The following is a 24203-nucleotide window of genomic DNA, read 5'->3' on the forward strand; positions in this document are numbered from 1 at the left end:
CCTGACCGGCATCGTCATGGCGAATAGCAAGCCGGCCAGGGTTGTTTACAACTCAGCGGACAGTCAATTGACCGTGATGTACGGGTCCCACGTGTTGGTCGGGCCAATCTGGTTCAGGTCACGATCCAGCAGAACGAAGTAGATTTGGTACCAGAGCTTTCCTGGGCTCAGCGCCGTTGATTGCCACATGGTGTACATCACATCAGTTTTGGAAATACCGCCGGGGGCAGCCTTGTTCAGATAGGGCACCACGCCGGGGATGTTGAAAGAATTAGGTTTCGAAATGGTGCCCTTGTAATCACCTCCCTGGTGGGGGTCGCCGATCTCGACGTCCTTGATCAATGCGATGCGGTCGAAGTTGCGCGACAGCGTGGTGGCGCGCCAGCGAATGATGTCACCGGGATTTACGTCGAACCACAACTCGTTGCCGCCTTCGCCTTCGCCGGTATTGATGTTGGCATGGCTGTCGACGGCACTGCGGGTCACCAGCATGGCAATCGCGCCGCCTACGTCGTTGGGGTGAGCGAGCAGGTAATCGGCGTCAACGTTGACGAGCACATCAATGGTTTGGGTCGCTCCAGACATTTTGTTGCTCCTTGAGGGGAATGACATTGACGACCGCGCCTGCAAAGGCGTCCGGGCCACCCGGTCCCTGGGTGCGGTCTCGAGAGGAACGATAGGTGATGGCTTTGTAGTGTCAAATTTCGAATTCTTGACGCTGGTAAAGCCGAGCGAAGCGCAACACAACCAAGGCTTTGATTTACCTGTGGCGTGGTCAATCACTCAATGGGTTTTGTCTGGTTTGCGGGCGGTATCAGTAGCCAAAGGCGCACGGACGTTGTCGGCGATTGCTCCCGATCTCGCCGAAGACTAGGATGGTGGCCAGGGGGTAGATGCCCTTGCCAGCGAAGCAGGAAAAATCAGTTCGGGGCTTGATCGGCCGCCCACTGCTTCCATTTCTTCGGCAATGAAGTGGTTCACCAGGGCGCTGTACATCTTTTCGATGGCATCCGGGCTCAGGCCCTCGGCCACGGCCCATTCCCGCCATGTCGCGAGCATGGCCTTGAAACGCTCCGGCGCCCGTACCGACGTGGCCGAGCAAGGCTTGGCTGACACAGCAAGTCTGATGGAGATGGAGTTTATTCAGCATGGATAGCGGTGTTTTTGGCGGGCTTATGGTCATGTTGTGCTGGGGGATTTCAGACTTTATTCAAAGCCTGATGATTCGCCAGTTAGGTACCGCAAAAACAATGCTGGTGCGCAATATATTCACCTTTGTGGTGGCCTCCCTCTTGGGGGCCTATTTGATCATTTCAGACCAGCTCAGGTTCGACACCCACGCCGTGTTGATCATCACCTGCAGCTCTGCCGCCTACGTATCAGGGTATTATTTCTACATGCGAGGGTGCGAAGTCGGCAACTTATCCCTGGTTTCTCCGATTGCTTCTACCTACAGCTTGGTCACTATCCTTTTTTCCATCATTTTCCTACAAGAAAGATTGGCCCCGGTTGCCTGGATTGCCGTATCTATTATTTTTATTGGTATTGTCATGACCTCCGGCAATATCTTCCGGTCACTGCGTGGTGGCTCGCAAGGTTTCCTTCAGGCTATCTTGGCCATGGTTGGCTTTGGCGTGGCCTTTTTTATTCTTGGTTTTTCCGCTAAAGCACTTGATGTCACGAATGCTTTCTTTTACTCGGCATTAACCCAGGCTGTTCTTTTTACTTCATTGGCGCTGACCAGGAACGGCAAGCTGGAGAAAGGGGACGTGACTCAGCGTCGCGGATGGATTTTCTTCGCGCACTCTTTGTTGGTCAATGCAGGCTGGGTGTTTTATATATTCGCCTCCAAGATGGGTGACCTGTCGTTAGTGACGCCTATCAGTTCGGTGTACTCCGGTGTGACTGTGTTGTTAGCTATCGCGATCTACAGAGAAATAACGACAGTAGTACAGAAGGTTGGGATAGGTACTGTTCTTGTTGGCGTATTTCTACTAAGTTACAAGTAATCGAAAATTATCCAGTAGGCACTCCTTGCTTTAAGGGATGGCTAATATTGTTGTGTTGAATGCATCAGTTGGTCATTTAGTACTGCATGCATAGCCCGTTTAAGTTTTATGTACCGATCACAGTAGAGGGATGCGGTGTGTTTGGCGAAGCGGGTGGCCGGTTTGGGGCTGCCTTGCAACCCCACGTGGCGGTGCGACGTTTTGCTAAATCCTCTCGACCCCCAGAGAGGTGACGATCAGGTGTCGGATTGCCGGGCCGTCCAGTGTTTCATCTCTTCGGCAATGAAATGATTCACGAGGTCGCTGTACATCTTTTCGATGGCATCCGGGCTCAGGCCCTCGGCCTCGGCCCATTCTCGTCGTGTCGTCAGCATGGCCTTGAAACGCTCTGGCGCCCGTACCGAGGTGGCCGAGGTCTTGAACTTCGAGGCCGCGAGTACGTATTGAAAACGCTTGCCCAGCAGTTTGATGACCGCCTGGTCGAGGGCGTCGATTTCGCCTCGGATGTCCTCCATGTTGGCGCACTCCGAGGGTTGCAGCCGATTGCAGACTTCCATGTAGATCACTCCATTGGTTTGAGTACATCGGCCCAGCCTGGGCCGATGTGTTGATGGGGGTTAAAAATGCCAATCCTCGGCACGAACGACCCGGCAAAAGGGGCCGGCCAGCGTTGCGTTGTGATGGGCGATGATCACTGGCGCCTTCACGTCCGGCGTGTCGGCGCACGTATGCCCATCGGCGATCAGCACGGCATCGAAGCCCAGGTCCCGGGCGGCGCGGCACGTGCTGTCGACACAATACTGGGTTTTCATGCCTGCGATAACCACGCCCTCGGCGCCACGGGCCTTCAGTTGCTCGACCAGATCCGTCATGGCAAACGCATTGGGGCGGTTTTTTTCGAAGATTACCTCATCGCCTGTTAGCCGCAGTTCCGGCAGCAGTTGTACCAATGGACTTCCCGGTTCGATAGGCGAGCCAGGCGGACCGACATGGCGAGCCAGGAAGATAGGGGCACCAGCGCTACGAGCCTTGGTCAACAGGTTATTTAACCTATCCAGCAGTGCTTCACCTGCCCAGGGTTTATCCGGGCCGTGAAACAACCCAACTTGCATATCGAGAATCAACAGTGCGTGCATCGTGCTTTCCTTGCGTGTGGGCCAGCGACGCAAGGGCAAAAGAAAAGGCCCTTACCATCACTGGCGGGCCTTTGAGATTCGTGGGTTTATGCGCTCACGACACCTCACGACCCGCCTGGGCGGTCGTGGTTGTGGTGGTCGAGGTAATCATTGGGCGATTCATGGTGCTGACAATATCGGCACTCCATCGGGTTTGGCAAGTGTGGGAGCTTGCTTGTGAAAGCGGTGGTTCAGCTTGCAGAGAGGTTGGCTGTGCTGCCGCCATCGCGAGCAAGCTCGCTCCCACAGGTGGCTTGGGCTGGCCCGCAAATCGAGCCGCGCCACCGATCAAACTGTGGGAGCGAGCTTGCTCGCGATGGCATTTGATCAGTCAACCAAAATCTCAGAACCGCAGGTCTAGTCGTCCATATCTTCCGGCTCCAGCGCTTGCAGCCAGCGGTTCTCCGAACGGCTCAGATGCTGGCGCATCGAGGTTTGGGCGCCGAGTACATCCTTTTGGGCTACAGCGCGCAGAATCGCCTCATGTTCGACGACCGCAGCTTCCCACGTCAGGGCGTTCTCCGAGTGTTTGCTCAGGTGAGCCGAAATCGGGTTGTGTCGTTCATCGAACAGGGCAGTGATGATCCGCACCAGGGCGCAGTTGCCGCTCATCTTGGCCAGGCGCTGATGGAATTTACGGTCATCCTCCAGCGGAGGCAGGCCGTTGGCGATGCTCGCGCGCATGGCATCGATGCAGTCCTGCAGGTAGCGGTAGTCGCTTTTCTTGCCATGCAGACACGCCAGGATCACCGACTCGCCTTCGATCAGCGCACGCGCCTGCATCAGTTCCGAAGGGCTCTCGCCCAAAGTCATGCTCGGGGTTTTTCCGTCCTTGGAGCGGGCTCGCACATACACGCCGGAGCCCATCTTGATCTCGATGTCGCCGTCTATTTCCAGGGCGATCAGCGCCTCGCGAAGCGACGGCCTGGAAACCCCCAACAGTTGGGTCAAGTCGCGCTCGGGAGGAAGCCTGGAGCCTGCTTTGAAATCCCCCTGGGCGATGTAGTTGCGCAGTTGATCGGCGATTTTCTGGTAGGGCTTGCGTTCAGCTGCGTTGATCGGTGAGACCATGGGTGGAAGTCCATCGGAGAGTGCGCAAAGGCTACCATAGCGGCTGAGGTGGGAGCGGGCTTGCTCGCGAAAGCGGCGGTACATTCAGCATTGATGCAAGTTGACCCACTGCCTTCGCGAGCAAGCCCGCTCCCACAGAGAACGGCGCAATGACTTCGCCATTCACATGACCGCGCCGATCTGCCAAGGTAGGAACTCGTTATCGCCCAAGCCGTTTTCCTCGCTGCAGGTGCGATGCCCGGATGCGGTCGCGAGCATCAGTCGGAATAGCCGCTCACCCGCTTGGGCCACCGATTCCAGGCTGTCGACAATGCCGCCGGCGTTGAAGTCCATGTCCAGCTCCATGCGTTGAAACAGCCGGGTATTGGTGGCGATTTTCAACGAGGGCGTGGGCTTGCACCCGTAGGTCGAGCCGCGGCCCGTGGTGAAGCAGATCAGGTTCGCGCCACCCGCCACCTGGCCGGTGGCCGACACCGGGTCGTAGCCGGGGGTGTCCATGAACACCAGGCCCCGGGCATCGACCGCTTCAGCGTATTGGTAAACGCCCATCAGCCCGGTCGCACCGGCTTTCGCCACGGCGCCCAGGGATTTTTCCAGTATGGTGGTGATGCCCCCGGCCTTGTTGCCCGGAGAAGGGTTGTTGTTCATGTCACCGTCGTTGTGGCGGACGTAGGCTTCCCACCAGTGGATGCGCGCCATCAATTTTGCTGCGATGTCAGTAGACGCGGCGCGGGCCGTCAGCAAGTGTTCGGCCCCATAGATTTCCGGGGTTTCCGAAAGGATCGCCGTGCCGCCCTGTTGCACCAGCAGGTCCACGGCCGCGCCGAGTGCCGGATTGGCCGTGATGCCGGAGTAGCCATCCGAGCCGCCGCATTGCAAACCGACGCATAAGTGACTGGCGGCAACGGTCGTCCGCTGGCATTGGTTGATGAGGGGCAGCATCGCTTCTATGTGGGCGATGCCACGTCGCACGGCGTCGCGAGTGCCGCCTTCGTCCTGAATGACCAGGCTGGCCTTGAGCGCCGCAGGGCGATCCCCCAGTTCATTCATCAACGGGGTGAGTTGATTGACCTCGCACCCCAGGCCGATCAACAGCACACCGGCGAAATTGGCGTGATCGGCATAGCCGCGCAGGGTTCGCTTGAGGATGTCGATGCCTTCACCCTGGGCGCCCATGCCACAGCCGCTGCCATGGGTGATCGCAACGACGCCGTCGACGTTGGGGAAGTCTTTCAAGCGCTCGGCGGAAAAGGCGTTGGCGATCTGCTTGCAGACGGTTGCCGAGCAGTTGACGCTGGAAATGACCCCGATGTAATTGCGTGTGCCGACGCGTCCATCGTCGCGGACGTAACCTTCGAAGGTCGCGGGCTGCTTGCTCAACGACGTTGGGACATAAACGTTCCGTACGCGGTGTTCAGCCGTGCTGGTTGGCATGTCCAGGTTGTGCACGTGGACGTGATCGCCAGGCTCGATGGCCTGGGTTGCCTGGCCGATGGTCTGCCCGTACTTGAGCACCGGCTGGCCGGCCAACACCGGGCGCAGGGCGATCTTGTGGCCGGACGGAACCGCCTGCCGGGCGATCAGGCTGATGCCGTCGGCACTCACTGGCTGACCTTCGGCGATATCGCCTCGGGCCACTGCGACGTCATCGCCGGGTGTTAGAACAAGCAAAGAAGAAGGCGGGTTCATGGGGCGTCCTCTGATGCCTAGCACTCGATGATTGCCTTGACGACACCTTGCTTGGGGTCGAGCAAGGTGGCGAACGAATGGGGCACGTCGACCAGTGTCAGTCGGTGGGTGTTCAGGGCTGCATCCGGAATCAAGCCGTCGCGCAAACATTGCTCGACGTGCCGGAAGTCTTCCTGGGTGGCGTTGCGGCTGCCCATCAACGTGGCTTCGCGCTTGTGGAATTCAGGGTCGGAGAAGGTGATGGAGTCCCGAACCACCGAGATCATCACATAGGTGCCGCCGTGGGCGATGAACTCGAACCCACGCTCCATGGCCCGGGCATTACCGGTGGCGTCGAACACCACGTCGAAAAAATCTCCTTCGGTCAGTTCGGCCAGGGCTTGCTTGTCGCCTTCGCCGATGTGCACCGCCGCGTGGATATCCAGGTGTGCCTTGCAGAACGACAGGCGATCCTCGCGGGTATCCAGGACGGTGACTTTCGCACCGCGCAGGCTGGCGAAGATCGCCGCCGCCATGCCGATTGGGCCGGTGCCGACCACCAGGGCGTGTTTCTGCGCCTGGATGTTCGAGCGCCGCACCGCGTGAGCACCGATCGAGAGGAATTCGATCATCGCAGCCTGGTCCAGGGAAATCCCCACGGCTTTGTGCACGAACGCATGGGGAATGCTCAGGTATTGGGTGAAAGCGCCGTCGCAGTGAACCCCCAATACCTGGATACGGGTGCAGCAGTTGGTCTTGCCCTGACGGCAGGCGATACAAGTCCCGCAGGACAGGTACGGCATCACATAGACGACATCGCCGACAGCCAGGTCGCTGGCTTCGTCGGTGTCCTCCACGACGCCGGAGAACTCGTGGCCCATGACCCGCGGATATTCGAGGTACGGTTGATTGCCGGTGAAGATATGCAGGTCGGTGCCGCAGACCCCGACGCGCTTGACCCGGATCAGGATCTCTCCCGGTTTCCTGAGGGGGTGTTCACGTTCGATGGCGGTGAGCGAGCCGGGTTCGTTACAGATGACTGTCAGCATGGCGATGCTCCTTGGCTGGCCTACGGACAGTGGCTGCCTGCAGGCGGGAGGAGGGTTGTGAGCGTGCGGCTGCCGGGACCGGGGCTCTCTTTTTTGTTGTAGGCGAGCGGTGACCTGCACCCATGACCTGGGTCCGAAACTACAGGCCAAGAAAAATATTGGCAAGACCAATTAATAAAAAATAAAGATTGGACTGACCAGTGTGTGGCCTGGGCGCCGCCCGGCACTGCATCATTTAGTGAACCCAGGTCCATCCCGACGGGTCACTCGTTTGTCAGGAACGAAAAACAGGATGGATCCTCTGATGCGACCTATCGATCTCGCCAGCCTCTCCTTTGCCACGCTGCTGTGCGTGGCGTGCTCAAGCCAACCGCCCGCGACATGGAGCTACGCCGACGCCCAAGGGCGAGCCAATCTCCCCCCCGACCAGGCCTACCCCGAGCTCTTTGAAGCGGTGCAGCGTGGGCAAATGTTCACCGACCAGAAGCATTTCGTGGACGCATTGCCCAACCGTGATCCGGCGCAGATCCGCGCCGATTACCTGGTCCAACGTGGCCGCGACGGTTTCGATATCAAGGCCTTCGTGAAAGGCAATTTCATTGAATCCGGCGAAGCCGAAAGCCCGGCACCCAAGCCCGGTGCTCCGATCAAGGAACACATCGACAGCCTCTGGCCGGTACTGAGTCGGTCCTACAGCCAGGTGCCGGCCTACAGCAGTTTGCTGCCCTTGCCACAGCCTTATGTGGTGCCCGGCGGACGCTTTCGCGAGATGTACTACTGGGATTCGTATTTCACCATGCTGGGGCTTGAGCAGAGCGGCGATAAGGCCCAGGTCCGCCAGATGACCGATAACTTTGCCTACATGATCGATACCTACGGCCACATTCCCAACGGCAATCGAACCTACTACCTGAGCCGGTCGCAGCCACCGTTCTTTGCCCATATGGTGGAGTTGCAGGCGCGCATCGAAGGTGACCAGGCGTATGGGCGATACCTGCCACAGTTGCAGAAGGAGTATGCCTATTGGATGGAGGGCGCCCAGGCACTCAAGCCCGGTGCGGCCGATCGGCACGTGGTCAAACTCGCCGATGGCAGTGTGCTCAACCGCTACTGGGATGCCAGCCCGACGCCGCGGCAGGAATCCTGGCTGCAAGATGTCAGCACCGCCGAACAGGCGCCGGAGCGGCCCAAGGAGGAGGTCTGGCGTGACCTGCGCGCCGGCGCCGAAAGCGGCTGGGACTTCAGCTCGCGCTGGCTGGACGATGGCCAGCACCTGGCGAGCATTCGCACCACGGCCATCGTGCCCGTGGACCTCAATAGCCTGATCTATCATCTGGAACACACCATCGCCAAAGCCTGCGAGACGGTGCAGAACAGCCCCTGCGTCCAGGCTTACGGCCGGCGCGCCGAACGGCGCCAGCGGGCCATCGAGCAGCATTTGTGGAATGCCGACAAAGGTTTCTATGTGGACTACGACTGGCAGCGCAACCAGCAACGCCAACAGCTCACGGCCGCGACGCTTTTCCCGCTGTACACCGGCCTAGCCACCACCGAGCATGCCAATCGCACCGCCGATGCGGTCCGTGACGGCCTGTTGCGTGCCGGCGGTCTCGCCACCACCCAGGTCAGCAATGGCCAGCAGTGGGACGAACCCAACGGCTGGGCACCGCTGCAATGGATCGCGGTGGAAGGGCTGGACCGCTACCAGCAAAAGGCGCTGGCGCAGCAGATTGGCAGTCGCTTCTTGCAGCAAGTCGAGAACCTCTACCGCAAGGAAAACAAGTTGGTGGAGAAATACGACCTGTCCGGACGCGGCGACGGCGGGGGAGGTGGCGAATATGAATTGCAGGACGGCTTCGGCTGGACGAATGGGGTGACGCTCAAACTGTTGGGTAAATATGGCGGAACGTCCCCAGCCCTTGTGAGTGAGTGAATGCAACATACATCCCCTGTGGCAGCGAGCTTGCTCGCGATGGCGGCGTGTCAGTCGCCCTCAATGCTGCTGAACCGCCGCTATCGGAGCAAGCTCGCTCCCACAGGATTTGAGGTTTGCATTCAATCTCGCCATCACCCGAATGGAGAGCTCTTTGATCGTTCCCACGCAGGTGAACTCCACCCACCACTAGGCCTCAGACTGAAACCGTGGCGAGGGAGCTTGCTCCCGCCGGGCTGCTCAGCAGCCCATGAGCTCCCTTCACCACAATGAACCCGCCAAGTCTCAAGTAAGCGCCATCGCACCATTCGGAACATCACCCTCCGGCAACACCACGTGCGGGCTGCCTGGCGTCAAAATGACCTTCCTGCAATCCTCCTGCTTCTTGTCGAAAAGCTTGTAGCCCTCGGCGGCCTGCTCCAGCGACATCCGGTGGCTGATGATCACCTCAGGGGACAAGCGACCGGTCTCGATATGGCCAAGCAGTTCGGGCAGATAACGCTGTACGTGAGTCTGGCCCATCTTGAAGGTCAGGCCTTTGTCGAACGCATCGCCGAACAGGAAGCCGTGGATGAAGCCGGCATACACCCCCGGCACGCTCACCACACCGCCGCGCCTGACTGCCGCAATGCATTGGCGCAGCGCCTTGCCGCTGCTGCCTTCGAGCTTGAGCGTGGCCAGCACCGTTTCGGTGGTGCTGCCCTTGGCCTCGAAACCCACCGCATCGACCACACCGTCCACGCCGCGCATGCCTCTGGTCTGACGAATGATCGTGTCTGCAGGGTCGTCGTCTTCATCGAAGTTGATTGGTATCACGCCGTAGGTTTGCTGCGCGTAGGCCAGGCGATAGGGATGATGATCGACCATGAAGATCTGGTCGGCGCCCAACATCCGCGCGCAAGCGGCACTCAACAGACCGACGGGCCCTGCGCCGTAGATCGCGATACTCGAACCCTTGCCGATCCCGGTGTTGGTGACCGCTTGAAACGCGGTCGGCAAGATGTCCGAGAGGAACAGTACCTTTTCGTCCGACAGGGTTCCCGGCACCTTGAACGGCCCGGTGTTGGCCTTTGGAACACGTACGTACTCGGCTTGGCCGCCCGGTATGCCGCCGTACAGGTGGCTGAAACCGAAAAGCGCCGCGCCCGGTGGGATGGCCTTCTTGTTCAGGATCGCGCCACGCCCGGTGTTGGTGGTTTCACAGGCGGCAAACAGATCCATCTGGCAGAAAAAACAGCTGCCGCAGGCGATCACGAACGGAATCACCACACGATCGCCGGGTTGCACTGCGGTCACCGCTGAACCCGTTTCCTCGACGATCCCCATGAACTCATGTCCGAAGATATCGCCGTGCTCGACGGCGGGGATTTTCCCGCGATAGAGGTGCAGGTCGGAACCGCAAATCGCCGTTGCCGTAACGCGCAGAATGATGTCGTCGCTGTCCACCAGGACGGGGTCGGCGACCGTATCGACTTTCACACTGTGGGCACCGTGATAGGTGAGTGCTCTCATGACGTCCTGCCTCTCTTGATAGTGGGTAAAGGGCAGAGGGGCAATTCTGGACGGAAGTTCAGAGAGATGATGGGGCGTGGGACTAGCGGTCGTTCTGTGTCGCGAGGGTACTCTTGGACGGGGTCCGGTAGCGCTGCCTGTGTCCTATCGTCGGCTTGTCCAATACCGGACGACAGCTCCCTCGCGCCCCTGCACCGGATCCCTCTCGGGAAATGGCAGGGTGGCGATCTTCGCCAGTTGGGCTTCGTTCGGTGCTTCGCGGCAGATGTCGGCTTGTTGACCGGGAGGGTAGGCGCCGACTACCAGGAAATTCTCGCTGGCGTGCAGGTTGCAGTGGCCTGTACCGGCGGGGAGCAGCAATACGTCACCGGCTTTCACCTCGAGGACATGTCCCTGCGGCCCGCCAATCATCAAGCGCGCCTGGCCACTGGCGACGCCCAGTACCTCATGACCTTCGGTATGGTAGTGGTGGTAGCTGTAAATCCCATAGCGCCATTGCGGGGGCCAACCATTGGCGCGAAAAGTCTCTTCGATCAACGCCGCCGCATCGCCGTCTCGAACGGCGATGGCGCCGGGGTAGACGAGCACGGGCAGGCGCGGGTTGTTGGGGACCCAGTCGTTGCGCTCCAATATCAGAGCCTGCACGGAATCCGATCTTGCGTTAAATGTGCTCATCGAACAATCTCCGCAGGCTAAACCTGCTCGTACACCGTCACCCGATTGCGCCCGGTCTTCTTCGACGTATACAGCGCCTGGTCGGCCCTGGCGATCAGGTCGGCGTGGTCGTTCGAGGGCTGGCTCAGGTCGGCCACGCCCAGGCTGACGGTGAAGCGGATAGTCTGGTCGTTGAACTGCACTTGCAGCGCTTCGACAGCCTTGCGCAGGCGCTCGGCGAAAATCTGTGCGCCGGCCTTGTCGGTGTCCGAGAGCACCACGCCGAACTCTTCACCGCCATAACGCCCGGCCACGTCGGACTCGCGCACATGCTCGTGCAGCAGCCTGGCGACGTGCTCGATGACCTTGTCGCCGGCCTGGTGACCGTAGGTGTCGTTGACCCGCTTGAAATGGTCGATATCGAGCATCACCAGGCTCAACGCATGACCGTAGCGCTGGTGCCGGGCGTAGGCGGCTTTCAGGTTGCTCTCCCAATGACCGCGGTTGTACAGCCCCGTCAGCCGATCGGTGCTGGAGAGTTGCTGCAGCTGTGCGTTGGCGGCCTGGAGCTGATGCCGGTTGGTGGCGACGTCGGTGACGTCATAGATCACCAGGCAGATGTGCTTGATGGTGTTGTCGGGCGAGCGCAGCGGCAGCAGCGTGGTGTTCTGGTACATGAACGCCTCCTGGCCGGTGATCGGCTGGTAACTCTTGAAGCGCATCAAGTACGGGCGCTGCTCCCAGACCGTGAACGCGGGCGTGCCCAGGGTCGCGACGCTTTCCACCTTGCGGCTGAACCATTGGTGATCGATTTCAGGGAACAGGCTGAAAAAATGCTGGTTGTGGGCGTCCTTGGGTTGCACCCCGGAGCGGTTCTCCATGAAGGTGTTCCAGACTTGCACGCGGTACTCGCGGTCGAGCACCACCACGCCGACGTCGATGCTCTGAACGATGGCCAGCAACCAGTGGAATTCGTTCAGATCGATGGATTCACTCATGGCTCAGTTCATCAGGTAGGCGAGTTTGTGGGTCAACCGTTCGATGGAGTCCTCCGTGAACAGCAGCAACAGGTCGAAACGAATATCGTGCCCTTCCAGGCTGTAGCTGATTTCCACCGCCAAGGTCTTTTTCCAGTGCTTGCTGTTGTCCCGGATCAGTTCCTCGATAGCCGCGTGCTGGCCGAGAATCTGCGGGTGGCCCTGGGAAAACACCACGTCGATCTGTTCGGCAATGCTGCTCAGGCACGCGCCGATCAAGACGCTGGAAAGGTCCAGCAACATCTCCAGGTCCGAATAGTCGGCGCTCTGGCGCTGCATCAATTGCGCGATGTCGGCGACTTCCGAGTCGTGAAAGATCAGCAGGGCTTCGCCAGCAATGCCGCTGCCGATAAAGCCCTGGCAAATTGCGGTGAGTTGCTGGGAGCTGCCGACGTCGTTCAGTGCCATGTGCAACTCACCGACCTCAAGGAGGTTCACGTTCGGCACCGGCAACTGCACAAAGACCCCCAAGACCTTGGCAATCAGCGCCGCCGCCCGACCGATGGCCACGTTGACCGTCTCGCGGAACACATCGTGAAAACCGATGGCCGTGTTCGTGGTCGAACGATTCTGGACCGGCACCTGACCGGGCTGGGCCAGGAGCCCCAGCCGCGCCAGTGTCTGGCGCAAATCGTTTTCGTCGAACGGTTTTTTCAGGAACGCCAGCGCGCCCAGCTCAAGCACGCGGCGCACCGCCTCATCCTGGACGTCACCGGAAATCACGATGACCTGCGCCTTCAATCCCTCGTCGCGCAAGGCGCTCAACACCTGGTAGCCATCCATTTCCGGCATGGTCAGGTCCAGCAACACCACATGCCCCAGGCCCTGGCGTATGGCGTCCATGGCCTGGCGTCCGTTGACCGCCTCGGTGACCGAGACCGGCCAGTCTGCCGGCAGGGCCCGCAACACCTGTTTGCGCGCCATGTTGGAGTCGTCACATACCACCAGGGGAATCAACGACACAGGGATGTCCATCGACATTCAACGGCAGGGGAGGAGGCGCTACTGCGTACGTCATTCATAGCCTTGCAAGGACCCTTTGATTAACAACCGGGTTTATCAAGCTTAGCGTCCTGTCCGAGAATTGCAGGGCACGGTTGTATTAAAAACTGGACCAATAAGTCAGGGCCGTCAACTGCACTTCGTCACTCACACCCCACGCAAAGCCACGGTCGGCGTGCGATTGGCGTGGCAGGCACGGTTTGTGGTCTATAGTTTTCAGCAGACCCGGAATCCTTCCGTGCCGGCGATCAGGGACGACGCACGCCCGCGCCGTAGCTGCATCGGATACCCGCAGGCCGTCAGCAGTGGACAATGCAGGGAGCAGACCATGGCGATCCAACGGGCGAGTGTAATGACGTCGACCCCGGGTATCGTTCATCGTGAAAACGCCCTGGCCGATGGGACGAACAATTTGCTTGGGCGCGGCTTCGACCAGGCCAGGGAAGCCTACATCCTGTTTCCGCTGCTGGCCGTTCTGCTGTTGCTGGTCATCTGGGCTGGCACCTTGTACCTGATCAAGGTCGAACAGGTCCGCGCGCAGCAGGAGATCGCTGAGGCGAGCCTGGAAATCGGCGCCACCTACGAAGCGCAGATCCTGCGGGCGATGCGTGAAATCGATCAGACCCTCAAGCTGGTCAAATACGCCTACGAGTCCGAGCGCGAGCCCAACCCGCTGCCCAAGCTCAAGGCACGCGCCTTGCTGCCTTCGCCTTACTTGTTTGACGTCAGCGTGGTAGACGCCAGCGGCCGGGTCGTCGCCAGTACCCAGCCGAACGAAGCCGGAAGCCAAATGGCCAAGGATGAGCTGCAGACACTAGGGCCGGACACGGCGCTGTCGATCAGTCGCCCGTGGAAAAGCCCGGTGACGGGGGAGTGGAAGTTGCGGTTCAGCCGACGGCTCGATGGGGGCGATGGCGCGTCCGCCGGGATCGCCATGGTCGAGGTCGATGCGGCCTATTTCGTCAGCAGTTATGACGCCTCGAAACTCGGCAATCACGGCTTGCTCGGCCTGTTGGGAGTTGACGGCATCTTCCGGGCACGGCGCAGCGGGGAGGACGTATCGGCCGGTGACTCGATCGATTACGCCACCGTGGTACCGGACACGGAAAACACCGAAGCCGTACGCGCGATCGATGCAGGGGACGGTGTGCGGCGCTACACCAGTGCCCGCCAGCTCTACGACTTTCCACTGGCGGTGATCGTCGGGTTGTCCGAGGAGGAGCAACTGGCCGCGGTGAACCAGCAAGCGCGTACCTACCTCTGGCGCGCCGCGGGCGGCAGCCTGGTGCTGGTGTTGCTGGCGGGGTTGCTCGCCCGGATGAGCTGGCAACTGGCGCAAAGCCGCTTGCGTGCCGGCGCAGCGAAAATTGCCTACGCGCAAAGTGTCGAGTACCTGGCCTATCACGACGGCCTGACGGCGTTGCCCAATCGCAGCCTGTTCAGCAAGTTGTTGAGCCAGAGTATCAGCGAGGCCAGCCGTTACGATCGGCAACTGGCGGTGCTGTTCCTTGACCTCGACCGCTTCAAGCAAGTCAACGATACGCTGGGGCACGATGCTGGCGATCAACTGCTCAAGGAGGTGGCGCTGCGCCTTGAGGCGTGTCTGCGCGGCAGCGATACGGTGGCCCGATTGGGCGGCGACGAATTCGTGATCTTGCTGCCGGAGTTGTCGCAGGACAACGACGTGGCGACCACTGCGCAGAAAATCCTGACCTCCATTGCCCGGCCTTTCAACCTCCAGGGCCAGGAGTTCCGGGTGACCGCCAGCGTCGGCATCAGCGTGTTTCCACAGGATGGCCTGGACGAGCAGACACTCACGAAAAACGCCGATATCGCGATGTACCAGGCCAAGCAACGTGGCAAGAACAACTTCCAGTTTTACTCCGCGAAGCTGAACGCGGACTCACTGGAACGGCTGACGCTGGAACTGAGCTTGCGCCACGCCCTGGAGCGCCACGAGTTCCAGTTGCATTACCAGGCCAAGCGGGACATTCGCAGTGGCCAGATCACCGGCACGGAAGCGCTCCTGCGCTGGAATCATCCCGACCTGGGGATTGTGGCACCCATGCAATTCATCCCGGTGGCGGAAGAGACCGGTTTGATCGTGCCGATCGGCAAGTGGGTGCTCAAGACTGCCTGCCAGCAAAACGTTGTCTGGCAACGACAAGGGCTGCCGCACCTGGGCGTCGCCGTGAACCTCACGGCACGGCAGTTTGCCGATGAGAACCTGCTGACGGACTTGGCCGAGATACTGGCCGAAACCGGCATGGATGCGCGCCTGTTGGAACTGGAGATCGCCGAGAGCCTGCTCATGCAGGACGTAAAAAGGGCGTTGAGTGTGTTGACCGGGCTCAAGCGCTTGCAGGTCCGCATCGCCATCGATGATTTCGGGATCGGTTATTCGTCGCTCTCCGCGCTCGAGCAGTTTCCGCTGGATGTCATCAAGATCGACCGCTCGTGTATCTGCGATACCAGCAGCGTGTCGGAAGACAAAGCCCTGACCGAGGCCATCATCGCGATGGGCCGGACCCTCAGCCTGACCGTGGTGGCCCAAGGCGTGGAAACCAAGGAACAGGCCGATTTCCTGCGGGACAACGCCTGTGATGAGTTCCAGGGTTTCTACTTCAACAAACCGGTGCCCGCCGATCAGTTCAAGCTGTTGCTGCAAGCCCAGGCGGCTGACACGGGGCTCGGCACGTAAAGTAAAGCCCCGTTGATACGTAAAGCCTCGTACTCATTGCGACTCAAGCGGCAGTGCCCTGACGCTGCCGTCCAGCTCCCGTGCCTCGATATAGCCGATGGTGTCGGGGTTCTCTGCAATACGTTTCTTGACCTCCGCCCCGCTTGAAACCGCCTGCGGCGGCTGGCCCCGGCCGGTGAAGATGATCTTCGACCAATGCGCCTTGAGCTGGGCTGCGGACTTGCCGGTGAACGTTGTGTAGAACTCATCACGGGTCGGTGAATCTTCTGTCTGGTCAATGGGAATCGCCTGTCCGCCGCCGGGAAAACGACTGGCCTTGCCCAGGAAAATATCCGCCACCTGATTGCGCGCGAGTGTCTTCACCGGGCTGGACGTGGCGACGACCACCACCACCTCGGCCTTGACGGCAACGCTGGTGGTGCTCAGGGCGAGCCCAGCCATCGCGAATCCGATGAGTCTCACAACCCACATGGCCTGCTCCATCAGAAGACAAAATCCACAGCCAGGCTGATGACGTTGAGCGAGCCCCCCGACCTGAAGTCCGGTTGGGGATTGATCAACGGACCGACCGAGTTGCCCTTGAAACGTGTGTGATCGAATTGCACTTTGGCGTCCATGTTCTTGGTGAAATCCCAGCGCATGCCAAGGGAAAGGGTCTGCTGGCCTTCGTTCGAGCCCAGGACGCTGTTGAGCGCACCGTTGAGTTCGGCGGCCGTGCCCGCCAGGGCCGGAGGCAAGGCCGCTATCGTCAGGCCCGGGCTGGAGACTTCTGTTTCGGTCCTGGAGCGCGCGTAGGTGACATAGGGGGTGAACGCTTCGATGCGGTACCCGCCGCTGATGTACCAGGCGCTGGTCCTGCCCAGGCCGGAACGGCTGTCGAGACGGCCCCATTCACTCATGACGAACCAGTCACCCGGATCGTAGCTGGCGCCCACGCCGATGAAGTCGACGGGGGTGTCATCGGAGTCGTAACGATCGGCGATGGCGATGCCCTCCGGACCGAACGCCCTGAACGTGTCGAAGAGTGAGTTGAACTGTTCCAGGGTCAGGTCGGCTTTCATGTAGGTGATTCGTGTGGTGAGAACGTCGAACTCGGTGGTGTTGGTGACACCCCAGAGATTTCTCGTCAAAACCTTGCCTGCACCGTCGGGTTGACGGGTGTCGTTCTGGCCGTAGTGCGCCTGCACGGTGTTGGTGATTGCATCGACACGAAACCGGTAGCTGCCATCGATGCCGTCGCTGCTGGAAATCGGCATCAGGCTGTAGACCTCCATGGGCGCGCGCACCCAGGGCAGTGTGTAGCCCACTTTGCGGGTGTCGGAGACCAGGAACGTCGGCAACACGGTACGGCCAATACGGGCGTTTAAATCCGGGGTGAACTGGTACTTGATGTTGGCCCACTCGACGAAGGGCCGGTAACTGTTGTCGTAGCGCTGTTCGGAAATGACCTGCACCACGGCTGAAAGCTGTGGGGTGAAGGTGGCGGTCAGTTGCGCGCCTATCAGGCTGTCGACGTCGGCGCTCCAGTTGCGCGAATGCCCGGCGCCGTTGGGCTTGAAGATACTGGAGGTGAAGTCGGCTTTCTTCTCGCTGGAATGGACAATCCCCACCGTGCCGAAACTGCTTAGCGAGAACATGTCGGCCGCGTCAGCATTGGCGCCGCCGGCGTACAGCGTCACGACTACCAGGGCCAAGGTCTTGGGCTTTTTCACCATGGGGTCAAGGTAACCTCGTTGCGTGGATCGCCATTCGTCTGTTCCTTGTAACGTTGGCTGAAGCTGCGCGTTTACCACGCACTCTAGATTGCCAGTTTGAGCGTAAAGGTCGCGCCCGTTCCCGGGCCGTCGCTGTGGGCCTCCAGCGAGCCGCCCATCTCCATGGCCGCCAGGACGCAGCTGTGCAGGCCAAAACCATGGCCGTCCTTGCGCGTGGTAAAGCCGTGGGCAAAGATCCGCGTCAGGTTCTCGGGCGCTATGCCTTCGCCGTTGTCGATGACCTTGATGACCAGGGTGTCTGCTTGGGGGATCTCGCTCTGAAGGATGATCTGGGGGGTAAGCTCCGGCCGATCACCCATCGCCCTGCTGGCGTTTTTTATCAGGTTGATCAGGATCAGCAGCACCCGGTGCTTGTCCAGTTGCAGCAAGGGCGTTTCGGCCAGGTCCCGCACCACGGTGATCCGATGCGCCGCGATGATGCCAGCGTTCATGCGTAGGGCATCCTCGATCAATTCCTTGACCTGCACGGTTTCGGCAAGGCTGGATGGGCCTGCGTAAGATTGCTGGGCGGCGACGATTTCCTTGATGTGATCGACGCTTTTGCTCAGTTGGCCGAGTTCTTCGGTCATGCTCTGTTGCTCGACCGCAAGCGCGTCCACCAGCTGGTTCAGGTAGCCGGGCAGCAGCTTGCCTTTCTCGTCGTGGGCGATGAAGTCGCCGAGGTCATCGGCGTGCTCGTTCATCATTTGCACCGCCTTGCCGAGCCCCAAGGCCTTGCTGGTGCGCAGTTTGCGGGTGACCAGGTCGGCGGAGATATTCACGCTGTTAAGCACATTGCCCACGTTGTGCAGGACGTTGGTGGCGATTTCGGCCATGCCGGCCTGACGGGCGGCGGCGGCCAGTTGGGCCTGGGCTTCGGCGGCGCGCAAACGGCTTTGCGCCAGTTGCCAGCTCATCCGGGCGAGCACGCCCACCAGCAACACCAGCAGCAGGCTGCCGCCCGCGGCGCGCCAGAGGTAGGTACGCGCTTGCTGGTTCACCGCGGCCAGTTGCTCCTCCTCGGACAACCCGACGATCACCGCCAGTGGAAAGTCGTAGAGCTGGCGGGCACTGGTGTAGCGCCGCACACCGTCCCATGCATTGACCGAGAGCACCGCCGCGGTGTTTTCAGCGTCCGGCACCACGGCCGTGTAATCGACCGTATCGCCGGCCAGTACCGTTTCTCCGGTGCGCCGTACGCGGAAGAGGCCGTCCGTGCCCAGCAGTCCGAGCGCCCCCTGTTCGCCGAGTTTCGAGGCGTCGTAGCTGCTGACGAAATAGGCCGCATCGACCTCGACCCTGGCGATCCCGGAAAGCCTGCCATCCACAGCGTCGAGTCGTCGGCTGAAGCGCAAGCGCCATTCTCCGGTGACCGGGCTCTTCCACGGGTGACTGATGGACAACGAGTCGCTGCGCCGCAGCGTTTGCTGCTCATCCAGGTCAGCGATGTTCTCTCGGTCGTTGACCCGCGTACTCGCCACGAGCCGGCCGTCCGGATTGACCACACTGACGTCAAACACCAAGGCCGGCGGCAACAAGGCCCGCTCCTGGAGCCGACGCAGGGGATTGGGTTCGCCCTCGGTCTCGTAGGTGTATTTGACCAGCTTAAGGGTCTGATCGATTTCATGGATGGCACGCAACATTTGCGCTTCGTAGGTGGCGCCCATTTCCAGGCTGGCCCTCGCGGCGCTCTGCTGCGCGCGAAGGTGTTCGACCTTGATCAGGTAGAGGGTAGCGCTCCAGATGGCCAGCAACAGCAGAGCGGCCAGCAGCGGGAACAGGATGTAGGCTTCCTTGGCCTGGCCGAAGGCGCGCCGAAGCACGCCGGCTTCGGTGGCGCCATCGGCCTCTGCACAATGAGCAGTGCCAGGGGCCAACCTCAATGTCTCAGGCCGCTGGATCGGCATGGTGTGCTCCCTGCATGGTTCGACCGAAGGCTGGTGGGCATCCGACACGGTACGGCTCGAGGGGGTGTAGCTCCTGAGGGCTCGAGCGAAAGATCCTGGGATCTGTCAGGAACTATAGACCACAAACTCTGCATGCCAATGAACGAATGGCGCCCCGATTGATGGGAGCACGGGAGACTTTTGTGGCGAGGGGATTTTGTGGGAGCAAGGCTTGCCCGCGATGCCCGCGACGCGACTTCAGGAGGACCGCGTCGCATTCATCGCGGGCAAGCCTTGCTCCCACAACTCCCTCGCCACAGGTTATTCAGTGTTTGCGTTATCGGGGCTCACACCGCTTGCTTGACCTTGCGCTGCACCCACTGCGCCTCGTCCTTCAGCTCAAGGACTTGCCAGTGGAAGTGCTCCAGGGAGGCGCTGTGGCCGACGCTGATCAGGATCGTGTCCGGCAGCGTTTGCCTGAGCAGCTGATAGCAGCGCGCTTCGTTTGCCGCATCCAGCGCCGAGCTGCTCTCATCGAGGAACAGCACCGTGGGCCGGGCCAGCAAGGCCCTGACGAACGCACAGCGTTGCTGTTCGCCGACGCTGAGGGTCTGCGCCCAGTCCCGCTCCTGCTCCAACTGATTGGCCAGGTGTTGCAGGCCGACTTGCTCCATCACCTGGCGCAGCGCGGCATCCTCTTCGGGACGGGCTGGGTTGGGGTACCAGAGCGCTTCGCGCAGGCTGCCCAGCGGCAGGTAGGGTTTTTGCGACAGTGTCAGGGCGTGCTCACGGTCATAGCTGCTCGAACCGCGCGCGTGATGCCAAAGCCCGGTAATCGTGCGGATCAGCGTCGACTTGCCGTAGCCGGATGGCGCGCTGATCATCAGGCTGTCACCGGGCTTGAGTGAGAGGTTGAAGCCTTTGAACAACGGCCGGCCGTTGGGCAGCCAGATGTCCAGGTCCTTGATGTCAAGGCCGTGGGCCTGCTGCTGGTGGCGGACCTGGGACGTGACCTCGACATTGTCCAGGCGCTCCTGGAAACCAACCAAACGGTCGATCACCGACTTCCATTCCGACAGTTCCGGAAACACGCTCACCAGGTAGGCGATGGCCGCGTGCACTTCGCCGAAGGCCGCGCTTATCTGTGTCAGGCGGCCGAGGGGAAAGGCGCCGGCAAAAAACTGTGGCGCCATGATGAACATCGGGATGACCGTTGCGCTGCGCAAATAGAAGGTCGAGTAACCCATGATCAACTTCTGTTTTTTCACCAGCGCCCAGAAGTTCTCCAGCGCTGCGTCGAGCCGATGGTTGAAGCGTTCGTTCTCCACGACTTCGCCGCGGTATTGAGCCACTGAGTCAGCGTTCTCCCGCAGACGGATAAGCGAGAAACGAAAATCCGCTTCACGCCGCTGTTGCATGAAATTGAGGCTGGGCAGTGCTCGTCCCAGCCAGAAGGCCAGGCCGGTGCCCAGGAGTGCATACACCAGGGCGACCCAAACCAGCAGCCCAGGAATGACGATCGACTCCTCGTTGAACGGCACGCTGACGAGGCTGGAGGCCTGCCAGAGGATATGCAGGAAGGAAAACAGCGACACCACTGACGTCAACAGGCCCAGGCTCAACTTCAGCGACTTGACGATAAACAGGTCGATGTCCTCGGCGATCCGCTGATCGGGATTGTCGACGTCGGTTTCGGTCAGTTTCAGCTTCTGGTAGCGCTGGCTGTCCAGCCACTGATCGAGCATGTTGCGGGTCGCCCAGCGCCGCCAACGGATGGTCAGCTTTTGCTGAAAGTGAAACGCACCCACGGTAAAGGCGGCCGTGCCGATCTGCAGCAGGATGAACTGCAGGCTGCCGATCAGGAAACCGTGGTAGTCCAAGGCCTGCAAGGCGTTATAGAAGTGCAGGTTCCAGAAATTGGTGAGGATGTTGACACCGACCAGGCACAGGGTCATCAGCACGGTGGCCAACAGCAGCAACAAGGCCGGGTACTTTTCTTCGGAAGCCCAGAAGGGCCGCGCGAGACGCCAGAAATTGCGAAGTGTGTGCATGGGGTCTTGGTGAGCCTGGTCGCTAACGACGTTGAGTTTGCAGGGGAGGGAGGATAGGATCAGCCAATGCTAATCGTTTGCATTAATTAGGGAAAGCCACGGGAGCCCGTTATCGAATTTCCAGAATGGCTTAACCAGGCCTGGCCGCCGATACAGCGGGTCATCCGGCAGGCACCTGGCGACCAGCCTTCCATCGCGTTGAGCCAGCTTGCCGATCCTGCCGCGCTGCAACCCTTGCTGGCCCGATTCGCCCTGCGTTACCCGGGGGTGAACCGCGCCGCCGTGGTGTCGCAGTGGTCGATGAACTACATGAGTATTGTCCTGCCGGCCACCCTGGCCTGCGTGTTGACGCGTCATTGCGCCATCGAGTTCTGGGGCGAGGACGCGCTGCTGTTGCACGACGACGGCCAACCGTCGGCGTTGGGCCTGGCCGCCGGGCTGTCGGCCTTGGATGCGGATGACCGCGGGGCCTATTGGTCGCGGCTGGTCCACGAGCACTTGGCGCCCCTGTTCGGCACATTGGCCGCCGCCGGTGGCCTGGCCCCGAAAATACTGTGGGGCAATTTCGTCGCCATTTGGGACGGTGCCTTCGCCAGGATGGACCCGGACCTGTCCAGGGACGGCTTCGCCGAGGCGCACCAGTGGCTGGAGCCGGTCACCGTGAACAACGGCCGCTTGAAGCTGCGGGGCCTGCAACGCATGGTCGAGTCACCGGCGCCGCAGATTTGCCCCTGCTTGCCTTTGCGTCGGCATTGCTGCCTGCATTATCAACTGCACGAGCCGGTCGAAGGTCAACCGCCGGTGCTCTGCGAATCCTGCCCCAAGCTGCACCGCCTGCCGGTGGCGGAGCAGGTGAGCTATCTGCATTACATCTATGAGTAGGCTTGAGCGCGGGTAGGGCCTTTTCTGGCAACAGCCAGTCCCCGTGGGAGCGAGCTTGCTCGCGATAGCTGTGGCTCAGCTTGCATCAATGCTGAATGTGTCGACGCCATCGCGAGCAAGCTCGCTCCCACAATGGGGCTGGGGTTGCCCTGGCATTATGGGCGCATTCTCAAGTGGACAGCATTTCGGCCACGGGCATCGCATCAGCCTGCGGGGCGACTTCGCTGAGCTTGCCCTGTTCGATGCGGATCAACCGGTCGGCCAGGCCGAAGTAGGCATCGTCATGGGAGATGACGATCAGCAATTTGCCGCGCTCGCGCAGGTCCGGCAGGATCCGAGTGTAGAAAAAGTGCTTGAACACCGGGTCCTGGTCGGCGGCCCATTCATCGAACAGGTAGCAGGGACGATCATCCAGATAGGCACTGAGCAGCGCCAGGCGCTTGCGTTGCCCGGTGGACAGCGCCAGCGTGGTCAGCTTGCCTTCCTCGATTTGCACCTTATGGTCCAGTTGCAGGTGGACCAGGTAGTCCTGCGCCTGCTTCACCAAGTGCGGATCGTCGCCATCGAACAGGTTCTCGAACAGGCAGAAGTCGGTGAAGATCGCCGAGAAGTGCTGCCGGTAATGGTGGTTGTCGTTGCTCGAGGACACCTGCTCGTCAAGCATGATCTCACCGCTTTCCGGCCGGTACAGGCCGGTCAGCAACAAGGCCAGGGTGGTCTTGCCGCTGCCGTTGCCGCCGGTGATGAACACCACTTCGCCGGCATTGAGGGTGAGGTCGATGGGGCCCAGGGTGAAATGCCCGTCCTCGCGCTCGCGGTAGTAGGTGTGGGTGACATGGCGGCACACCAGGCTGCGCACCTGGGTCGGCGAAATGGTGTCGCGGGTCTCGTCGGCGGTTTGCATCTCGCCTTCCAGGGCGCGGATCTTGTTCAGGGCCACACTGGCCCGGCCGAGGGTCGGCAAGGCGTGCATCAGCTCCGACAACGGCGTGATCATGTAGAGGATCGCCAGGATATAGCCGGTGACCAGGCTCGCGCTCAAGTCGATGAAATGCGGCGCGGCGAACAGCACCACACCGATCAGCATGTAGAACACAGCATTGCCCCAGTTCAATACCAGGGCGTAGATGCTCATGCCCCGTACAAAATCGCGGCGGTATTGCTGGCTCACCGGTATCAGCAGGCGGGTGAAGAAGTGCTGTCGGCGGGGATGGTTGAGTTGCAGCTCCTTGCTGCCATCGGTGAGCAGGCGGTATTGATTGAACAACTGGTCCTTGAGCTCGCGAGCGCGGGAGATCGAGGTCAGTGCCCGGCGTTGCGGCCAGTGGAAGCTCAGGCTGCCCAAGGCGATCAGCAGCAGCGTCAGGCCCAGCAGTGGCAGGCTGAGCCAGCCCAGGTAAGCGAGGCATGCGGTGATGATCCCGACGTTGACCAGCAGGATCGGCACCAACTCCACCGCCTGGCTGATGGTCTGCGTATCGTCGGTGAGCATCGCGAGCAGGCGATGCTTGCCCAGGCGCTGCAATTGCGCGTAGGGCGTGTCGATCAGCTTGGCGCTCAGGTGCAGGCGCATGTCGTTGACCGCGGCCTGGCCCAGGCGCAGCAGGCTGATGTCGGAGATGATCCGCGACACCGCGACCAACACCACCAGGCCGGCGAAGAGCAGGCCATCCACCGGGCGCAGCTTATCGAACACCTCCAGGCTGTGGTTGATGTTGGCGATCAGGCCGGCCGCCGCGAGGCCGCAGGTCAGACCCGTGAGGGTCGCCACCAGCAGTGCCCGCCAGGAGCGTTTAGCCATGAGTAACAACAGATCCAT

Annotated in this window: 19 protein-coding genes and 1 pseudogene; 4 read left to right on the forward strand and 16 right to left on the reverse strand. The window is 60.8% G+C overall.

From position 1 onward, the window contains the following. Positions 1 to 63: 63 nt before the first annotated feature. Complete coding sequence (locus AB4N80_RS17630) at positions 64 to 585, reverse strand: AidA/PixA family protein (protein ID WP_122565697.1); 522 nt, start codon at positions 583 to 585, stop codon at positions 64 to 66. A gap of 335 nt (positions 586 to 920) precedes the next feature. Beyond that, a pseudogene (locus AB4N80_RS17635) lies at positions 921 to 1122 on the reverse strand (chorismate mutase); the annotation flags it as partial. A gap of 26 nt (positions 1123 to 1148) precedes the next feature. Between AB4N80_RS17635 and AB4N80_RS17640 the strand changes: the two are divergent. Further along, positions 1149 to 2009 (forward strand): DMT family transporter, encoded by an 861-nt coding sequence (locus tag AB4N80_RS17640; RefSeq protein WP_122565695.1) that lies wholly within the window; start codon positions 1149 to 1151, stop codon positions 2007 to 2009. Between the two features lie 236 nt (positions 2010 to 2245). Here the strand turns inward: AB4N80_RS17640 and AB4N80_RS17645 are convergent, their stop codons facing one another. The 5 genes from AB4N80_RS17645 to AB4N80_RS17665 form a co-directional block, all read right to left on the reverse strand. Next, positions 2246 to 2566 carry an isochorismate lyase gene (locus AB4N80_RS17645; RefSeq protein ID WP_305467323.1) on the reverse strand — a complete coding sequence of 107 codons (321 nt, stop codon included), beginning with the start codon at positions 2564 to 2566 and terminating at the stop codon, positions 2246 to 2248. Between the two features lie 60 nt (positions 2567 to 2626). Further along, positions 2627 to 3145, reverse strand: a complete 519-nt coding sequence (locus AB4N80_RS17650) for a cysteine hydrolase family protein (protein ID WP_460078094.1) — start codon at positions 3143 to 3145, stop codon at positions 2627 to 2629. 396 nt (positions 3146 to 3541) lie between these two features. Next, positions 3542 to 4255, reverse strand: coding sequence for a FadR/GntR family transcriptional regulator (locus AB4N80_RS17655; RefSeq protein ID WP_122565692.1), 714 nt, complete (start codon positions 4253 to 4255; stop codon positions 3542 to 3544). A 162-nt stretch (positions 4256 to 4417) separates the two neighbouring features. Continuing rightward, a complete protein-coding gene (locus AB4N80_RS17660) occupies positions 4418 to 5944 on the reverse strand; it encodes a UxaA family hydrolase (protein WP_460078095.1) in 1527 nt (508 codons plus the stop codon). Positions 5945 to 5961: 17 nt separating this feature from the next. Then, a complete protein-coding gene (locus tag AB4N80_RS17665; RefSeq protein WP_122565690.1) occupies positions 5962 to 6972 on the reverse strand; it encodes a zinc-binding alcohol dehydrogenase family protein in 1011 nt (336 codons plus the stop codon). A gap of 304 nt (positions 6973 to 7276) precedes the next feature. Between AB4N80_RS17665 and treA the strand changes: the two genes are divergently transcribed. Continuing rightward, positions 7277 to 8905: an alpha,alpha-trehalase TreA gene (gene treA / locus AB4N80_RS17670; RefSeq protein ID WP_122565867.1), complete on the forward strand. Its 1629-nt coding sequence runs from the start codon at positions 7277 to 7279 to the stop codon at positions 8903 to 8905. 285 nt (positions 8906 to 9190) lie between these two features. Here the strand turns inward: treA and AB4N80_RS17675 are convergent, their stop codons facing one another. The 4 genes from AB4N80_RS17675 to AB4N80_RS17690 all read right to left on the reverse strand — a co-directional run bounded on the left by AB4N80_RS17675 (position 9191) and on the right by AB4N80_RS17690 (position 13083). Next, positions 9191 to 10417, reverse strand: coding sequence for a zinc-dependent alcohol dehydrogenase (locus AB4N80_RS17675; protein WP_122565688.1), 1227 nt, complete (start codon positions 10415 to 10417; stop codon positions 9191 to 9193). A gap of 144 nt (positions 10418 to 10561) precedes the next feature. Next, on the reverse strand, positions 10562 to 11092 hold the full coding sequence (locus AB4N80_RS17680) for a cupin domain-containing protein (protein ID WP_122565687.1): 531 nt from the start codon (positions 11090 to 11092) through the stop codon (positions 10562 to 10564). Positions 11093 to 11109: 17 nt separating this feature from the next. Next, a complete protein-coding gene (locus AB4N80_RS17685; RefSeq protein ID WP_305467318.1) occupies positions 11110 to 12069 on the reverse strand; it encodes a sensor domain-containing diguanylate cyclase in 960 nt (319 codons plus the stop codon). Between the two features lie 3 nt (positions 12070 to 12072). Beyond that, positions 12073 to 13083, reverse strand: coding sequence for a response regulator (locus tag AB4N80_RS17690; protein ID WP_122565685.1), 1011 nt, complete (start codon positions 13081 to 13083; stop codon positions 12073 to 12075). Positions 13084 to 13438: 355 nt separating this feature from the next. On the opposite strand from AB4N80_RS17690, the gene AB4N80_RS17695 reads away from it, so the two are divergent. Further along, positions 13439 to 15811, forward strand: coding sequence for an EAL domain-containing protein (locus tag AB4N80_RS17695; RefSeq protein ID WP_122565684.1), 2373 nt, complete (start codon positions 13439 to 13441; stop codon positions 15809 to 15811). A gap of 33 nt (positions 15812 to 15844) precedes the next feature. Here the strand turns inward: AB4N80_RS17695 and AB4N80_RS17700 are convergent, their stop codons facing one another. From AB4N80_RS17700 to AB4N80_RS17715, 4 genes are all read right to left on the reverse strand, one after another. Further along, positions 15845 to 16252, reverse strand: a complete 408-nt coding sequence (locus tag AB4N80_RS17700; RefSeq protein WP_305467314.1) for a type 2 periplasmic-binding domain-containing protein — start codon at positions 16250 to 16252, stop codon at positions 15845 to 15847. A gap of 41 nt (positions 16253 to 16293) precedes the next feature. After that, the gene (locus AB4N80_RS17705) at positions 16294 to 17526 is read right to left on the reverse strand and encodes a porin (RefSeq protein ID WP_305467313.1); all 1233 of its coding nucleotides are present in this window, start codon (positions 17524 to 17526) and stop codon (positions 16294 to 16296) included. A gap of 83 nt (positions 17527 to 17609) precedes the next feature. Then, positions 17610 to 19472 carry an ATP-binding protein gene (locus AB4N80_RS17710; protein WP_122565681.1) on the reverse strand — a complete coding sequence of 621 codons (1863 nt, stop codon included), beginning with the start codon at positions 19470 to 19472 and terminating at the stop codon, positions 17610 to 17612. Between the two features lie 326 nt (positions 19473 to 19798). Next, positions 19799 to 21502, reverse strand: coding sequence for an ABC transporter ATP-binding protein/permease (locus AB4N80_RS17715; protein WP_122565680.1), 1704 nt, complete (start codon positions 21500 to 21502; stop codon positions 19799 to 19801). Positions 21503 to 21700: 198 nt separating this feature from the next. Here AB4N80_RS17715 and fhuF point away from each other — a divergent pair, with 198 nt between their 5' ends. Next, a complete protein-coding gene (fhuF, locus tag AB4N80_RS17720; protein ID WP_305467308.1) occupies positions 21701 to 22384 on the forward strand; it encodes a siderophore-iron reductase FhuF in 684 nt (227 codons plus the stop codon). A gap of 169 nt (positions 22385 to 22553) precedes the next feature. On the opposite strand, the gene AB4N80_RS17725 is transcribed toward fhuF, so the two are convergent. Next, positions 22554 to 24203 (reverse strand): cyclic peptide export ABC transporter, encoded by a 1650-nt coding sequence (locus tag AB4N80_RS17725; RefSeq protein ID WP_122565678.1) that lies wholly within the window; start codon positions 24201 to 24203, stop codon positions 22554 to 22556.

The sequence above is a fragment of the Pseudomonas sp. H3_A02 genome, assembly GCF_054671965.1.

Bases quoted from the DNA above. Each gene is read 5' to 3' on its own strand.
- AB4N80_RS17675 (WP_122565688.1), bottom strand. From the start codon at position 10,417: ATGAGAGCACTCACCTATCACGGTGCCCACAGTGTGAAAGTCGATACG.
- AB4N80_RS17665 (WP_122565690.1), bottom strand. From the start codon at position 6,972: ATGCTGACAGTCATCTGTAACGAACCCGGCTCGCTCACCGCCATCGAA.
- AB4N80_RS17725 (WP_122565678.1), bottom strand. From the start codon at position 24,203: ATGGATCTGTTGTTACTCATGGCTAAACGCTCCTGGCGGGCACTGCTG.
- AB4N80_RS17680 (WP_122565687.1), bottom strand. From the start codon at position 11,092: ATGAGCACATTTAACGCAAGATCGGATTCCGTGCAGGCTCTGATATTG.
- AB4N80_RS17695 (WP_122565684.1), top strand. From the start codon at position 13,439: ATGGCGATCCAACGGGCGAGTGTAATGACGTCGACCCCGGGTATCGTT.
- AB4N80_RS17715 (WP_122565680.1), bottom strand. From the start codon at position 21,502: ATGCACACACTTCGCAATTTCTGGCGTCTCGCGCGGCCCTTCTGGGCT.
- AB4N80_RS17660 (WP_460078095.1), bottom strand. From the start codon at position 5,944: ATGAACCCGCCTTCTTCTTTGCTTGTTCTAACACCCGGCGATGACGTC.
- AB4N80_RS17690 (WP_122565685.1), bottom strand. From the start codon at position 13,083: ATGGACATCCCTGTGTCGTTGATTCCCCTGGTGGTATGTGACGACTCC.
- AB4N80_RS17700 (WP_305467314.1), bottom strand. From the start codon at position 16,252: ATGGCTGGGCTCGCCCTGAGCACCACCAGCGTTGCCGTCAAGGCCGAG.
- AB4N80_RS17655 (WP_122565692.1), bottom strand. From the start codon at position 4,255: ATGGTCTCACCGATCAACGCAGCTGAACGCAAGCCCTACCAGAAAATC.
- AB4N80_RS17650 (WP_460078094.1), bottom strand. From the start codon at position 3,145: ATGCACGCACTGTTGATTCTCGATATGCAAGTTGGGTTGTTTCACGGC.
- AB4N80_RS17705 (WP_305467313.1), bottom strand. From the start codon at position 17,526: ATGGTGAAAAAGCCCAAGACCTTGGCCCTGGTAGTCGTGACGCTGTAC.
- AB4N80_RS17630 (WP_122565697.1), bottom strand. From the start codon at position 585: ATGTCTGGAGCGACCCAAACCATTGATGTGCTCGTCAACGTTGACGCC.
- AB4N80_RS17685 (WP_305467318.1), bottom strand. From the start codon at position 12,069: ATGAGTGAATCCATCGATCTGAACGAATTCCACTGGTTGCTGGCCATC.
- AB4N80_RS17645 (WP_305467323.1), bottom strand. From the start codon at position 2,566: ATGGAAGTCTGCAATCGGCTGCAACCCTCGGAGTGCGCCAACATGGAG.
- AB4N80_RS17640 (WP_122565695.1), top strand. From the start codon at position 1,149: ATGGATAGCGGTGTTTTTGGCGGGCTTATGGTCATGTTGTGCTGGGGG.
- AB4N80_RS17710 (WP_122565681.1), bottom strand. From the start codon at position 19,472: ATGCCGATCCAGCGGCCTGAGACATTGAGGTTGGCCCCTGGCACTGCT.
- treA (WP_122565867.1), top strand. From the start codon at position 7,277: ATGCGACCTATCGATCTCGCCAGCCTCTCCTTTGCCACGCTGCTGTGC.